This is a genomic window from Sphingobium sp. HWE2-09 (assembly GCF_035989265.1).
GTDB lineage: Bacteria > Pseudomonadota > Alphaproteobacteria > Sphingomonadales > Sphingomonadaceae > Sphingobium.
Map to the genome: position 1 here is coordinate 1,039,858 of NZ_JAYKZX010000001.1, position 13,396 is coordinate 1,053,253.

Sequence of the window (13,396 nt, forward strand, 5' to 3'; positions counted from 1 at the left end):
CGCGCCACTGATGGGCCGCTATCCGGACCTGACGATAGACGACGCATATAGGATTTCGCTCGGCGCGCTCGAACGGCGCAAGGCGGACGGCGAACGCGTCGTGGGCAAGAAGATCGGCGTCACGTCCAAGGCGGTGCAGGATATGCTGGGCGTGCATCAGCCCGATTTCGGTTTCCTGACCGACCGGATGTTCGTGCAGGGGGATATCGACGTCAAGGCGAACGGCCTCATCCAGCCGCGCGCCGAAGCGGAAATCGGCTTCATCCTCAAGCACAGCCTGAAAGGACCGGGCGTTACCGCGCAACAGGTGATCGACGCGACGGAAGCGATCGTCCCCTGTTTCGAAATCGTCGATAGCCGTATCCAGGACTGGAAGATCGGCATCGTCGACACGGTGGCCGACAATGCGTCCTGCGGCGTCTATGTGCTGGGCGACGCCCGCGCCGATCCCCGCGATCACGACCTGCCCAATCTCCACGTCACCGTGACCAAGAACGGCCAGCCGCTCTCGGAAGGCTATGGTCATGCGGTCCAAGGCTCTCCCGCCGAAGCCGTAGCATGGCTTGCCAATACGCTGGGCGCTCATGGCGTAACGCTGGACGCGGGCGACGTGATTCTCTCGGGCAGCCTGGTGCCGCTCGAACCGGCAAAGGCCGGGGATATATTTGAAATGCAGTTGCATGGCGTCGGCGCCTGCACTGCGCGCTTCGTTTAAGCTGGAGGATTTATGACGGACAAGGTCAAGGCGGCGATCATCGGGTCGGGCAATATCGGCACCGATCTGATGATCAAGATGATCAAATATCCGCAAAATATGGAGCTGGTGGCGGTCGTCGGCGTCGATGAGGCGTCCGAAGGCCTTGCCATGGCCCGCACACGCGGCGTGGCGACCACCCATCAAGGGCTGGAAGGCCTGCAGAAGATGGACGTCTATCCCGACATCGGGATCGTGTTCGACGCGACCAGCGCCTATGCGCACAAGGTGCATGACGCCGCGCTGCGCGCCGACGGCAAGCAGGTGGTGGACCTCACCCCTGCGGCGATCGGACCCTATACGATCCCGACGGTCAATGGCGACGCCAATCTCGATCAGCCCAACGTCAACATGGTGACCTGCGGCGGCCAGGCGACGATCCCGATGGTCGCCGCCGTCAGCCAGGTGGCGACCGTCCATTATGCGGAGATCGTCGCATCGGTGTCGTCCCGCTCGGCTGGCCCCGGCACCCGCGCCAATATCGATGAATTCACCCGCACTACGGCGGGCGCGATCGAAAAGGTCGGCGGCGCGGCGCAGGGCAAGGCGATCATCATCCTCAATCCCGCCGAACCGCCGATGATCATGCGCGACACGGTCTTCACCCTGTCCGAAGGCGCCGACGAAGACGCCATCCGCGCCTCGGTCGAGGCGATGGTGAAGAAGGTGCAGGCCTATGTTCCAGGCTATCGCCTGAAGCAGGAAGTCCAGTTCGAACGCTTCGGCGACAACAACAAGCTCAAGATCCCCGGCCGCGGCGAATTTACCGGCATCAAGACGATGATCCTGCTCGAAGTCGAAGGGGCGGGCGATTACCTCCCCAGCTATTCGGGCAATCTCGACATCATGACCGCCGCCGCCAAGGCGACCGGCGAGCTGCTGGCGCAGCGTATCATTGCAGGAAAGAAGGTGGCGGCATGAATAGCGGTTTCAACGTCGAAGCGGGCGACAAACTCTACATTCAGGACGTTACCCTGCGCGACGGGATGCACGCCATCCGCCATATGTACGGCATCGATCATGTCGCCGCGATCGCCAAGGCGCTGGACGACGCCGGTGTCGACGCGATCGAGGTCGCCCATGGCGATGGCCTGAACGGCGCCAGCTTCAACTATGGCTTTGGCGCGCATACCGACTGGGAATGGCTGGAGGCGGTCGCCGCAGTGCTGACCAAATCGGTGCTGACCACGCTGATTCTGCCCGGCGTCGGCACGGTCGATGAACTGCGCCGCGCCTATGAAATCGGCGTGCGCTCGGTCCGCGTCGCGACGCACTGCACCGAAGCCGACGTGTCGAAACAGCATATCGGCATCGCCCGCGACCTGGGCATGGACGTGTCGGGCTTCCTGATGATGAGCCACATGATCGAGCCGGAACTGCTCGCCAAACAGGCGCTGCTGATGGAAAGCTATGGCGCGCAATGCGTCTATGTCACCGACAGCGGCGGCGCGCTCGACATGGATGGCGTCCGCGCCCGGTTCGAAGCCTATGACCGCGTGCTCAAGCCCGAAACCCAGCGCGGCATGCACGCGCATCACAATCTCTCGCTCGGCACCGCCAATTCGATCGTCGCGGCGCAATGCGGCGCGGTACGGATCGACGCATCGCTGACCGGCATGGGCGCAGGCGCGGGCAATGCCCCGCTCGAAGTGTTTATCGCTGCCGCAGACCGCAAGGGCTGGAACCATGGCTGCGACGTCAATGCGTTGATGGATGCGGCCGAAGATCTCGTCCGCCCGCTGCAGGTCCGCCCGGTCCGGGTCGATCGCGAAACGCTCGCACTGGGCTATGCCGGCGTCTATTCCAGCTTCCTGCTCCACGCGGAAAAGGCGGCCCAGACCTACGATCTCGACACCCGCACCATCCTGGTCGAACTGGGCCGTCGCAAGATGGTCGGCGGTCAGGAGGATATGATCGTGGACGTCGCGCTCGACATGGTAAAGGCCCGCGAAGCCGCCGTCTGACGCCTGACAATCGCTCCGGTCGGGCATCTGTCCCGACCGGAGCCTATGCAATAAGGAGAGGGGTGTGACGGCGAAGCGAAGCCTGTCGCTCGACCATATCACCGTCACCGACACGACCCCCTGGCAACTGGCCGAGTTGGCGGCGGAGACGGGTTGTTCGGGTATCTGCCCCTTCCTCCATGCGATGGCGGTCCTGCCCGCGATGCCGCCTTATGATCTGGTGCGCGATGCCAGCGCGCGTCGGACCATGCGCGATACGCTGGCGGCGACGGGCATGAGCGTCGATCTCATCTACCCCTTCACCGTGGCGGGCCGATCCCTGATCGCCGATTTCGCCCCCGCGCTGGAAGCCGGTGCGGACATTGGCGCGACGCTCGCCAATATCCTCTGCTACGATCGTGATCCGGCGCGCCGATCGGACAATCTGTCGGCGCTGGCGGAACTGGCCGCGGGGTTCGGCATCGGTCTGGCGATCGAATTTTACCCCCCTCGCAGGTGCGCACCCTTGCCCAGGCCATTGCAGAGATCGACCAAATCGGCCGCGCGGACATCGGGGTAACAGCGGACCTGCTGCACATCATGCGCGGCGGCGATGCAGAGGCGAGCATCGCGCTGCTGTCCCATCCGGCCATCCGGATCGGCCAGATTGCCGATGGCCCCGCAGACATGCCAACCGACAGGATCGAGTGGGAAGCAGGCATTCAGCGCCTGTTGCCCGGCGAAGGCGCGTTCGGCATCCCCGCCTTCGTCGCCGCGCTCGCCCCCCAGGTGCCGCTCAGCGTCGAAGTCCCGCAACAATCCGCCATCGAAGCAGGCCTCTCCCCCCTGGATCGCGCGCGCGCGGCGGTGGACGCGGCCCGCGCCGCCCTCCGCACCCCATGACACAGCATAAAAGCAGGAGAGTGAAGCAATGGCAGGCAGGTTGGAGGGCAAGGTCGCGATCGTGACCGGCGCCGGTCGGGATGGCAATATCGGCGTTGCAATCTGTGAGGCCTATCTGCGCGAAGGCGCCCGCGTCATCGCCACCGATTTTCGCGACGAAGAACGGGCCGCCATTGTCGCGCGCATGGAGCGGGTCGCCCCGGCGGACGCCTTCCGCTTCATGGCCCATGATGTCACCAGCGAAGCCGACTGGGCGCGGGTGGCGCAGGATACGGAAGCGGCTTTTGGCGGCATCGACATCTTGGTCAACAATGCCGGCATCGCCATCCATGCCGGGATCGAACATTCCTCGCTCGATGACCTGCGCAAAGTGATGGCGGTCAATCATGACGCGCTGTTCCTGGGCATGAAGGCCTGCCTGCCTGCGCTCAAGCAGAGCGTGGAGCGGTTTCCCGGCGGCGGCGCGATCATCAACAATCTGTCGATGGCCTCCTATATGCCCAGCGCTATCAATATCGGCTATCACACGTCCAAGGCGGCGGGCCGAATGCTGACGCTGTGCGCAGCGATCGAGTTCGGGCCGATGAAGATCCGCGTCAATTCCGTCCACCCCGGCCTCACCATGACGCCGCTGATCCGCGAAGGCCTGGCCGATTATGTGAAGCTGGGCGCCTATGAAAGCGTCGAGGCGGCAGCAGCAAGCATTGCGGGCATGGGCGCGCTCGGCATCAGCAGCGATCCGGAAGATACCGCCCACGCTTTCGTCTATCTGGCGTCGGAAGAGGCGCGCTTCGTCACCGGCGCGTCCATCTATCATGACGGCGCCATCGGCCAGCGTTACTGATCCCGCGAAAGGACGAATATCATGCGTCACCTTGTCGATCCGGCGCTGTTGCCCGGACTGGACCTTATGCCCTCGCTCGACCTCAATGCGCAAAGCCTGCCCCTGATCCGGCAGGGCATGGCGCAGATGACCGCGATGGTCCCCGAACCCCAGGGCACCGGCGTCATTTGGCGGGATGAGCAGGTGGAAACCGCCGATGGCCGTCTCGTACCCGTGCGCATCTATACGCCCACTGGGGGAGCGCCCTCCGCGCTGCCCGCCATCCTGCACATCCATGGCGGCGGCTATGTGATGGGATCGGTCGGGACCAATCATGTCGCAAACATGCTGCTGGCGGCTGATGTCGGCGCGGTGATCGTCTCCGTCGATTATCGCCTGGCGCCGGAAACCACTGCGCCCGGCGCGGTGGAGGATTGCTATGCCGCCTTATGCTGGTTGCATGGGCAATCCGGGCCGCTAGGTATCGATCCCGCCCGGGTCGCGGTGCGTGGCGAAAGCGCGGGCGGGGGTTTGGCGGCCGCTCTGTGCCTGCTGGCGCGCGATCGGGGCTTTCCGGCGATCGCGCATCAAAATCTCATCTACCCCATGCTGGACGATCGAACCTGCATCGCGCGGCAGCTCAATCATCTGGGCGCCTTCGTCTGGACCCCGCAGGCCAATGACTTTGGCTGGCGTTCGCTCTTGGGGCAGGCGCCGGGCGGGGCCGATGTGTCACCCTATGCCGCGCCGGCCCGCGCCGTCGATCTGGCCGGCCTCCCGCCTGCCTTCATCGCAGTCGGCGCGCTCGATCTCTTCTTGGTAGAGGATATGGATTATGCCCGCCGCCTGATCGAAGCGGGCGTGACCACGGAGTTGCATGTCTATCCGGGCGCCTATCATGGCTTCGACATATTGCCCGACGCGCCGCCATCCATCCGCATGAAGCAGGACGCGACGACGGCGCTGCGCAGCGCTCTTAACGCATGATGTAAAAGAGCGGGGCGGCAGTCATCCGCCCCGCCTCCCTCGTCATTCGGCGCGCAACTCGGCCAGTTCCTCCGGCGACAGGGTGATGGCGGCGGCCTTGACGCTTTCCTCGATCCGCGCCGGGCTGGATGCGCCGAAGATCGGGATCACCTGCCCCGGCTGATTGAGCAGATAGGCCAGTACGATTTCGGATACGCTCGCGCCATGCCGCGCAGCTACCGCCTTGGCGGCTTCGAAACGCGCCTGGTTGGCCGGATTGTCGTAAAAGCCCTTAAGCGCGTCGGATACCGCATCCTCGCCCTTTTCCAGCATCGCGAAATAGCCGCGGCTCTGCGCGCAATAGGGGATGACGGCCAGGCCAGCATCCTTGAGCGCGCCGCCATGATCCTCGAAATATAGCTGGTAACCCTGCTGCATGGCGTTCATTTCATTGGGCTTGGCCAGACCCCAAAAGGGTTCGACCGCAACGAAGCCGGTCTTGCCATTGGCCTTGGCATAGGCGTTGGCTTCCAGCAGGCGCGCGTCGCTCCAGTTGGATGCGCCGAACCAGCGTATCTTGCCCGCATCCTTGGCATCGTTCAGGAAATCGATCAGTTCGCTGACCGGGGTTTCCGGATTGTCCATATGCACCCAATAAAGGTCGATCGTGTCGACGCCCAGATGGCTCAGGCTCTCGTCCAGATCGCTGGCGATATCGGTAGCGTTGACGCGATTGCGATAATCGCCCACGCGCATGTCGAAATGGCCTCCCTTGGTCGCGATGACGAAATCGTCGCGGGTCTTGCCCTTCAGCCAGGCGCCGATCGCGCGCTCGCTCGCGCCCTTGGGTGCATCGGGCATCCAGTCGCCATAGGACCGCGCAGTATCGATGAAATTACCGCCGAGGTCCGCGAAGCGATCGAGGATGGCGTTGGAATGATCCTGGTCGATCTGCCAGCCCAGCATGTTGGTGCCATAGCATAGGCGGCTGACGGTGAGGTCGGTGTTGGCAATCGTCACTTTCGAAAGCATGGCTGTCTCCTGCATGGATCGGTCGGCCGTCGCCGCATGGCGGGCAACGGCGTCAATTTTCTGTGGCAAACACCGGCATTCGGTACGCATTGTAGCGATTAATTGGAAGGGTATTATGCCGATATCTCAAATAACTCGTATAATGCTGCGATTATGACAGGTGGCTCGCAAGTCCGTCACGGAAGCGACACAGTTTTGCGCATCAAGTCTGGCGCCATGCATTTCACCGCGCTATGCTGTCCTGCGCAAATGGAGGCGGTACGGAATGCAGATCAGAAGCGGGCGGTCGCTGACACCGCCTTCGTTGGACGCCCTTGATAACAGCATCATCGATATTCTTCGTACCAATGGCCGCGTGACCAATCAAGATATCGCCAAGCAATTGTCGGTCACCGCGGCAACGGTTTCGGCGCGCTTGCAGAAGATGGAGGATGCCCGCGCCATGCGGGTGGTCGCCGTCACGGATTTTTCCGCGCTGGGCTACAACGTCATCATCGCCGTCGGCGTCAAGGTGCAGGAACGCAGCGTTCAGGCCGTCGGCCATGACCTGGCGAAATTCTCCGAAGTGCTCAGCGTGAACGTCATGAACGGGCGCTACGATATCGAATTGATGGTCGCCTTGCACGACTTTAGCGAAGTGCAGCAATTTCTCTACGACCATATCGCCAGCATTGCCGGCGTCGCCCAGATCGATGCGGGCATTGCCGTCGATATCGCCAAATATGAATTCAACGTGGTGCCGCTATGACCGATACCGACTGGCAGCGCCTCGATGCGCTCGATCATAAGATCGTGGACAAACTCGCAGTGGACGCGCGCATCTCCAATCGCGCGATCGCGGCCGAACTGGGCGTGACGGAAGGGACGATCCGTACGCGGATCAAGCGCCTGCAGAATGAAGGCCTGATCCAGTTTACGGTCGTGACGGATTTCCGCATGGCCGGCTCGCCCAACCTGTGCATGATGGGTATCGACGTCGATCCCTCGCGCGTGACGGAGGTCGCCGCACGGTTGAAGCAGATGCCGGAGATCAACTGCGTGGTGCTGATGCTCGGCCGTTTCAATCTGCTCGCCATGGGCCTTTTCACCAATATCGAGCAGCTGAACGAAATCATCACCGAACGCATCCGCGGCTTGCCGGGGGTCCAGCGGGTGGAAACCTCCATCTCCGTACACAATCTCAAATATGACGCCGGTGTGGCGAAGATCGCGTCGGCGTCCGCTATTCCCGACTAACCCGGTTGCTCACCAACCGGCGCGGGCCAGCAGGAACAGGTCGACGATCCGTCGAGCGACCCCTTCCAACTCGATATCGGTCATGGTCCGGGCCGCGCCTTCCTGCAATTGCCATCCGGTCATGGCCGACATGAACAGCTTCGCGATCATCGCCGGATCGCGCACCGGCATATCCTCCAGTCGCGCCGCCTCGGCGATGTCCAGGGCGATCTTCTCGACGAAAGGGCGCGTGCCGCTTTCATACATGGCCAAAGACAGTTCGGGAAACCGCTCGCGCGTGGCGATCAGCAGGCGTTGAAAGGCATGCACCTCCGGATGGGACAGCGTCCGGGCGATCAATATGCCATGGTGCAGCAATCGTTCGCGCAGGCTATGCCCTTCGGCGGGGTCGTGCCATTCGGCCATCTGCGCCCATTGGGCGACCCGGTCCTGAATGACGGCCCGAAACAGATCGCTCTTGGCCGCATAGCGCGCATAAAGCGTCGCCTTCGACACGCCTGCTGCCGCGGCGATCGTTTCCATCGCTGTCGCGTCATAGCCTTCTTCCAGGAAAAAGCGGCGCGCGGCCGTCAGGATCGCGCGGTCGATCGCGGCCATCTGCTTGGCGTCCGGTCGGCCGCGGCGCGGTTTATAGGCGGTCAGGCTCTGGGTCATATAGGGTCTTTGGCCGATCCGCTGCGGCCAGGCAATGACGCCATGCGCCCGACATGCGCCTAAGCGCCCAGCCACCACAGGATCGCGATCAGCGAAACCGACGCCAATGTCGTGGTCAGCGTCACCGCCCAGGCGCTCAGTTCCATGGCCCAGCGTCCCGCCTTGCCCGCCAGCACGAAGCTGGACGCGCCGCTTGGCATCGCCGCCATCAGGATCGCCATCTTCGCCCATAGCGTCGGCATGGGCGGCAGGATCAGGATAAAGCCCGCGGTCAGCACAGGATGCACGCCCAGCTTCAGCAACAATGCCCGTCCGATCGGTCCCGGTGCCGCCTTTTCGCGGGGCAGGGCGATGAAGATGCCGATCGCGGTCAGCGCACAAGGCGCGGTCGCCTGCGCCAGGGTGGACAGCAGCACGTCGAACGGCCCATCCAGCGGCACGCGGAGCAGGCACCAGACGACGCCCAGCGATGACAGCAGGATCAGCGGATTGCGCAGCACCGATCGCCCCGCCAGTTTCAATCCCGCCTTCGCGCCATGACCATGATTGGCCGCCATCTCGCTCATGACCACGCCGATGGTGAACACGACGGACGAATAGAGCAGCATCGTCACGGCCACCGGCGCAATCACGCCCTTGCCGAATGTCAGCAGCGCGATCGGCAGGCCGACGAACCCGGTATTGCTGAAACAGGCGCATAGTCCCGCAATATTCGCCTCGCCGCCGCTGCGTCCCAAGGCCTTCTCGATCGCAAAACCGATCGCATAGGTTGCCAGCGCGCCGCCCACGACCGCGATCATCATCCATGGCTGCGCCAGATCGTGCGGATCCATGCGAGCGATCGAGCGAAAGGTCAGGACCGGCAGCGTGACTGCGATGACGAACCGGTTGAGCACTTCAAAGGCCCGATCGCCCAATATATTGGTGCGCCCGCAGAAATAGCCCAGCAGGATCAGCCCGAAGACCGGCACCAACGCGCCGAAGATGGTCATCGCCATGAACGCATGTCACCTGAACAGGGGGAAAGGAGAGGGCGCTACCGCCTCGCGACGGGCAGGGCAAGGCCATCGGATGCCCAGTCCGCCGCCTGCAACGCCTTTCCCTTACCCCATGCGCGGCGTTTCAACCCCGGCATTCTCGCACGCATAGTTGAGCAGCGCGGAATAATCCTTCGTTGCATAATCCCTCGCCCTCGCCCCGCCATACACGGCGTGCGCGGCCGCGCCCATGGGCAGGCCCACCCGATTCTCCGCCGCCGCGTTCATCGCCAGCGTCAGATCCTTGAACGCCAGGTCGATGGTGAAGCCCGGCTCGACATCGCCCTTCAACGCCTTGTTGACCATCAGCACATGGAACTGGCCGTTGCGCGCGGTGGTGCCGCCCGTCACGTCATGGATCGTCTGGATGTCGAGGCCTAGCTTGGTGCCCAGCGCAATCGATTCCGCCACAATCTGCGCGGTCGACAGCAGCATGAAATTGTTGATGACCTTCATCCGGCTGCCCATGCCCGGCGCGCCGCAGCGAAAAATGTCCGTGCCCATGGCGTTGAGCGCCGGTTCGACCCGCGCGAAATCCGCGTCGGTTGCACCGACCATGAACAGCGATTCGCCCCGTTCGGCGTGCAGCGCCAGACGGCCGATCGGCGCATCGACAAAGGCGATACCCTTCGCCGCGCACGCCGCCGCGACCCGGTCGGTGCCATTGGCGTCGATGGTGGACAAATCCATCAGCAACGCGCCCGCGTCGATATGCGTCAGCACCCCATCGTCGCCCAACACCACCGCATCGACATGCTGCGTCGCGGGCAGCACGGTGATGACGATGTCCTGCCCGCGGCTTGCGTCGGCGATGCTGGCGGCCTTCGTCGCGCCCAGCGCCGCGACCTTGTCCATCTTGGCTTGGTCGATGTCGAAAACGGTGACGGCAAAGCCCTTGCGCTGCAGGTTGGACGACATGGGCAGGCCCATGGCGCCAAGGCCGATGAAACCGATCTTCGTGGTCATGGGAAATCCTCTCTCAAACGCGTTTGTTAATGCAATCGCTCGGCGATCACGCCGGCCTCGATCAATGCGGCAAGGTCCGCCTCGCTGACGCCCGTCAGGCTGCTCAGCACATCGCATGTGTCCTCTCCCGACCGGGGCGGCGCGTGGCGATAATCGGCGGGTGTCTTCGACAATTTGCCGGGAAAACCCAGAATCTTGACCGGCGTGCCGTCGGATCGCGCCATATTTTGGATCACTCCGCGTGCGGCGATGTGCGGATCGGCCAGAATGTGCGGAATGTCGTTGACGCGCCCACCGGGCAGCTTGGCCGCCTCCATCGCCGCAATCAGATCATCCGACTTCCACCGGGCGATGGCCGGGCGCATCTCCTCCTGCAAGGCATGGCGATTGGGCGACCGCCCGCCATTGTCGACAAAGCGCGGATCGTCGGGCAGGTCGGGCCGACCGATCAACGTGCAAAAGCTGCGAAACTGCCGGTCGTTGCCAAGCGCCACCAATATGTCGCCATCGGCGCAGGCGAAATCCTGATAAGGCACGGTATTGGGATGTTCATTGCCCAGCCTCCGGGGCAGCATCCCGCCGTTCAGATAATTGCTGGCCTGATTGGCGAGCAGCGCGACCTGCGTGTCCAGCAACGCCATGTCGATCTGCTGCCCTTCGCCGGTGCGATCGCGATGGGTGAGTGCGGCCAGGATCGAAATGGCGGAATATAGCCCCGTCACCAGATCGCTGATCGGAATGCCAACCTTCATCGGCCCGCCGCCCGGCTCGTCGTCAGGTCGGCCGGTTATCGACATGAGGCCGCTCATCCCCTGGATCAGGAAATCATATCCGCCCCGATCCTTATAGGGACCATCTTGTCCGAAACCTGTGATCGAACAATAGATGAGCTTGGAATTGATCTGCGACAGCGCCGCATAGTCCAGGCCATATTTGGCAAGACCCCCGACGCGGAAATTCTCCACCACGATGTCCACGCCCAGCGCGATCTCGCGGATCAGCGCCGCGCCGCGCGGGTCGGCCATGTTGATCGCCACCGATTTCTTGTTGCGGTTGGCGCACAGATAATAGGCCGCGTCCTTCGACCCGTCGTCCAGAAAGGGCGGTCCCCAGCGGCGCGTATCGTCGCCCTGTCCGGGTTGCTCGATCTTGATGACCTCCGCCCCCAGATCGCCCAATATCTGCGTGCACCATGGTCCGGCCAGCACGCGCGATAGGTCCAACACCTTGATCCCGGCCAGGGGACCGGTCGATTGCTCGGGGGCGGTATCGCTCACTTGTCCTCGAACTCCGGCGCGCGCTTGCCCAAAAAGGCGGCAATCGCTTCATGATGATCATGCGTATGATGGGCCATGGCCTGATACCCCGCCGCCAGTTCCAGTAGCGATGGTAAGGTCATATGCGCACCCTCGCGCATCAGGCGCTTGGCCATGCGGGTCGCATGACCGGGGTTGGCCGCGATCTTGCCCGCCAGTTCCAGCGCACGGTGCATTAGCTGATCACCGGCAACGACTTCCGCCACCAACCCATAGTCCAGCGCGGTCGCGGCGTTTATCGCATCGCCCGTCAGCGTCATCAGGCTGGCGCGCTGCGGCCCGATCAGGCGGGGAGCAGCCAGCCGCCACCACCGCCCGGAATGATGCCCAGTTTCACATAGCTTTCCGCCACCACGGCATGGTCCGCCATGATGCGAATGTCGCACATGCACGCGATGTCGAGGCCTAGGCCGATGGCCGGGCCGTTGATCGCAGCGATGATGGGCACTTCCAGGTCCAGCAGCGCGGGACCGATCATCTGCACGCTGGTGCGATAGCTGTTGCGGATGTCATAGGGACTGCCGCCGAACATGCCGGTTCGGTCCTGCATATTCTTCACATTGCCGCCCGCGCAGAAAGCCTTGCCTTCGCCGGTGAGTATGATCGCGCGCACCGACGTGTCGCGGGCCATGGCGCGGCAGAAGGCGACGATCTTCTCGCTATGGGCGACTTCGGAAATGGCGTTGCGTTCTTCGGGGCGGTTGAAGCGGGCAATGGCGATCGGGCCGTTACGTTCGACCAGCAGGAACGGGTCCAAGTCAGGCTCTCCTCATGAGGCAGGACGAATAGTCTCGTGCCAAACTAGGCGTAGCGCTCATTCCGCGCTAATATTGATTTTCGCTCAAACGATACACAGGAACTATCGTGGATCTGCGCCAGCTTCGCTATTTCGTGACCCTTGCCGACACCCGCAACTTCCATCGTGCGGCGGAACGGCTCCACATGTCGCAGCCGCCTCTGACGGTCGCGATCCGCAAGCTGGAGGAGGAACTGGGCGCGCCCCTGTTCGATCGCGGCGCGCGCGGCGTCACCTTGACGCCGGCGGGCGCGACGTCGCTGGAGATCGCCCGCGCCACGCTGGCGCAGGCCGACCGTTTCAAGGAAGCCGTGCGTGAAGGCGCGGCGGGGAGAGGGGGCGGCTCCGCGTCGGCTTCGTCGGCTCCGCGACCTTCGAACTGCTGCCACGCATCATCCCCGAATATCGCCACCGCTATCCGGCCGTCGAACTGGTGCTGGAAGAAGCGACCAGCATTGACATCGCCCGCAAACTGGCAGCCGGTGAACTGGACGTAGGTCTTGTCCGCCTGCCGCTGCTGGAGATCGCCGCCATCGACACCCGGTCGATCGATCCCGACGAGCTGTACGCCGCCCTGCCGGACGCCAGCCCGTTCGCCGATCGCGACACGGTGGACCTTGCCGCGCTCGCGGCCGAACCTTTCGTGCTGCAAAGCCGGATCAGCGTGCTGCATTCGATCACCCTGACCGCCTGCCACGATGCAGGCTTCGTCCCGATCGTGGCGCAGGAGGCCGCGCAATTGAGCGCCGTTCTGGCCCTGGTTCGCTCGGGCCTTGGCGTGGCGTTGGTCCCATCGCGTGCCGCGCGGGCGGTGCCGCACGGCGTCACGCTCGTCCGTCTCGCGCGTCGCGTCGCGATCGAAACCGGCGTCGCACTCCCGCGTGGCGGCGGAAGTCCGGTCGCCCGCAATTTCGCGGCGATCGCCATCGATAGTGATTGAGTATTGATATTAGGCAATTTGATATTGGAC

General features: G+C 63.5%; 16 protein-coding genes and 1 pseudogene. 11 read left to right on the plus strand and 6 right to left on the minus strand.

Features of this window, described 5'->3' with window-relative positions:
• The first annotated feature begins 10 nt into the window (after nucleotides 1–10).
• The 7 genes from U5A89_RS04795 (at nucleotide 11) to U5A89_RS04825 (ending at nucleotide 5,410) form a co-directional block, all read left to right on the plus strand.
• Nucleotides 11–715, plus strand: coding sequence for a fumarylacetoacetate hydrolase family protein (locus tag U5A89_RS04795; protein ID WP_338160168.1), 705 nt, complete (start codon nucleotides 11–13; stop codon nucleotides 713–715).
• A 12-nt stretch (nucleotides 716–727) separates the two neighbouring features.
• Nucleotides 728–1,675 (plus strand): acetaldehyde dehydrogenase (acetylating), encoded by a 948-nt coding sequence (locus U5A89_RS04800; protein WP_338160020.1) that lies wholly within the window; start codon nucleotides 728–730, stop codon nucleotides 1,673–1,675.
• Nucleotides 1,672–2,718 carry a 4-hydroxy-2-oxovalerate aldolase gene (dmpG, locus tag U5A89_RS04805; protein ID WP_338160021.1) on the plus strand — a complete coding sequence of 349 codons (1,047 nt, stop codon included), beginning with the start codon at nucleotides 1,672–1,674 and terminating at the stop codon, nucleotides 2,716–2,718. The genes U5A89_RS04800 and dmpG overlap by 4 nt, the downstream gene beginning before the upstream one ends.
• A 64-nt stretch (nucleotides 2,719–2,782) precedes the next feature.
• Nucleotides 2,783–3,277, plus strand: coding sequence for a hypothetical protein (locus U5A89_RS04810; protein ID WP_338160022.1), 495 nt, complete (start codon nucleotides 2,783–2,785; stop codon nucleotides 3,275–3,277).
• Complete coding sequence (locus U5A89_RS04815; RefSeq protein ID WP_338160023.1) at nucleotides 3,214–3,600, plus strand: TIM barrel protein; 387 nt, start codon at nucleotides 3,214–3,216, stop codon at nucleotides 3,598–3,600. Before U5A89_RS04810 ends, U5A89_RS04815 begins: the two co-directional genes overlap by 64 nt.
• Before the next feature lie 28 nt (nucleotides 3,601–3,628).
• Entirely contained in the window at nucleotides 3,629–4,444 is an 816-nt protein-coding gene (locus U5A89_RS04820) for an SDR family NAD(P)-dependent oxidoreductase (protein WP_338160024.1), read from the plus strand.
• Nucleotides 4,445–4,465: 21 nt separating this feature from the next.
• Nucleotides 4,466–5,410 (plus strand): alpha/beta hydrolase, encoded by a 945-nt coding sequence (locus U5A89_RS04825; protein WP_338160025.1) that lies wholly within the window; start codon nucleotides 4,466–4,468, stop codon nucleotides 5,408–5,410.
• Nucleotides 5,411–5,452: 42 nt separating this feature from the next.
• On the opposite strand, the gene U5A89_RS04830 is transcribed toward U5A89_RS04825, so the two are convergent.
• Nucleotides 5,453–6,421 (minus strand): aldo/keto reductase, encoded by a 969-nt coding sequence (locus U5A89_RS04830; protein WP_338160026.1) that lies wholly within the window; start codon nucleotides 6,419–6,421, stop codon nucleotides 5,453–5,455.
• A gap of 265 nt (nucleotides 6,422–6,686) precedes the next feature.
• On the opposite strand from U5A89_RS04830, the gene U5A89_RS04835 reads away from it, so the two are divergent.
• Complete coding sequence (locus U5A89_RS04835) at nucleotides 6,687–7,169, plus strand: Lrp/AsnC family transcriptional regulator (RefSeq protein WP_338160027.1); 483 nt, start codon at nucleotides 6,687–6,689, stop codon at nucleotides 7,167–7,169.
• The gene (locus U5A89_RS04840) at nucleotides 7,166–7,657 is read left to right on the plus strand and encodes an Lrp/AsnC family transcriptional regulator (RefSeq protein WP_338160028.1); all 492 of its coding nucleotides are present in this window, start codon (nucleotides 7,166–7,168) and stop codon (nucleotides 7,655–7,657) included. The genes U5A89_RS04835 and U5A89_RS04840 overlap by 4 nt, the downstream gene beginning before the upstream one ends.
• Nucleotides 7,658–7,666: 9 nt before the next feature.
• On the opposite strand, the gene U5A89_RS04845 is transcribed toward U5A89_RS04840, so the two are convergent.
• The 5 genes and pseudogenes from U5A89_RS04845 to U5A89_RS21315 all read right to left on the minus strand — a co-directional run bounded on the left by U5A89_RS04845 (nucleotide 7,667) and on the right by U5A89_RS21315 (nucleotide 12,387).
• A complete protein-coding gene (locus U5A89_RS04845) occupies nucleotides 7,667–8,311 on the minus strand; it encodes a TetR/AcrR family transcriptional regulator (RefSeq protein WP_338160029.1) in 645 nt (214 codons plus the stop codon).
• A gap of 59 nt (nucleotides 8,312–8,370) precedes the next feature.
• A complete protein-coding gene (locus U5A89_RS04850) occupies nucleotides 8,371–9,309 on the minus strand; it encodes an AEC family transporter (protein WP_338160030.1) in 939 nt (312 codons plus the stop codon).
• A 105-nt stretch (nucleotides 9,310–9,414) separates the two neighbouring features.
• Nucleotides 9,415–10,314, minus strand: coding sequence for an NAD(P)-dependent oxidoreductase (locus U5A89_RS04855; RefSeq protein WP_338160031.1), 900 nt, complete (start codon nucleotides 10,312–10,314; stop codon nucleotides 9,415–9,417).
• A gap of 26 nt (nucleotides 10,315–10,340) precedes the next feature.
• Nucleotides 10,341–11,591: a CaiB/BaiF CoA transferase family protein gene (locus U5A89_RS04860; protein WP_338160032.1), complete on the minus strand. Its 1,251-nt coding sequence runs from the start codon at nucleotides 11,589–11,591 to the stop codon at nucleotides 10,341–10,343.
• Nucleotides 11,588–12,387, minus strand: a pseudogene (locus U5A89_RS21315) (crotonase/enoyl-CoA hydratase family protein). Before U5A89_RS21315 ends, U5A89_RS04860 begins: the two are co-directional and overlap by 4 nt.
• Before the next feature lie 107 nt (nucleotides 12,388–12,494).
• Here U5A89_RS21315 and U5A89_RS04875 point away from each other — a divergent pair.
• The gene (locus U5A89_RS04875; protein ID WP_338160035.1) at nucleotides 12,495–12,923 is read left to right on the plus strand and encodes a LysR family transcriptional regulator; all 429 of its coding nucleotides are present in this window, start codon (nucleotides 12,495–12,497) and stop codon (nucleotides 12,921–12,923) included.
• Complete coding sequence (locus U5A89_RS04880) at nucleotides 12,809–13,366, plus strand: LysR family substrate-binding domain-containing protein (RefSeq protein ID WP_338160169.1); 558 nt, start codon at nucleotides 12,809–12,811, stop codon at nucleotides 13,364–13,366. The genes U5A89_RS04875 and U5A89_RS04880 overlap by 115 nt, the downstream gene beginning before the upstream one ends.
• The last annotated feature ends 30 nt before the right edge of the window (nucleotides 13,367–13,396 follow it).

Excerpts from the sequence above, each read along its gene's own strand:
- U5A89_RS04795 (WP_338160168.1), top strand. The coding sequence starts at position 11 with ATGGGCCGCTATCCGGACCTGACGATAGACGACGCATATAGGATTTCG.
- U5A89_RS04800 (WP_338160020.1), top strand. The coding sequence starts at position 728 with ATGACGGACAAGGTCAAGGCGGCGATCATCGGGTCGGGCAATATCGGC.
- dmpG (WP_338160021.1), top strand. The coding sequence starts at position 1,672 with ATGAATAGCGGTTTCAACGTCGAAGCGGGCGACAAACTCTACATTCAG.
- U5A89_RS04820 (WP_338160024.1), top strand. The coding sequence starts at position 3,629 with ATGGCAGGCAGGTTGGAGGGCAAGGTCGCGATCGTGACCGGCGCCGGT.
- U5A89_RS04825 (WP_338160025.1), top strand. The coding sequence starts at position 4,466 with ATGCGTCACCTTGTCGATCCGGCGCTGTTGCCCGGACTGGACCTTATG.
- U5A89_RS04830 (WP_338160026.1), bottom strand. The coding sequence starts at position 6,421 with ATGCTTTCGAAAGTGACGATTGCCAACACCGACCTCACCGTCAGCCGC.
- U5A89_RS04835 (WP_338160027.1), top strand. The coding sequence starts at position 6,687 with ATGCAGATCAGAAGCGGGCGGTCGCTGACACCGCCTTCGTTGGACGCC.
- U5A89_RS04840 (WP_338160028.1), top strand. The coding sequence starts at position 7,166 with ATGACCGATACCGACTGGCAGCGCCTCGATGCGCTCGATCATAAGATC.
- U5A89_RS04845 (WP_338160029.1), bottom strand. The coding sequence starts at position 8,311 with ATGACCCAGAGCCTGACCGCCTATAAACCGCGCCGCGGCCGACCGGAC.
- U5A89_RS04850 (WP_338160030.1), bottom strand. The coding sequence starts at position 9,309 with ATGGCGATGACCATCTTCGGCGCGTTGGTGCCGGTCTTCGGGCTGATC.
- U5A89_RS04855 (WP_338160031.1), bottom strand. The coding sequence starts at position 10,314 with ATGACCACGAAGATCGGTTTCATCGGCCTTGGCGCCATGGGCCTGCCC.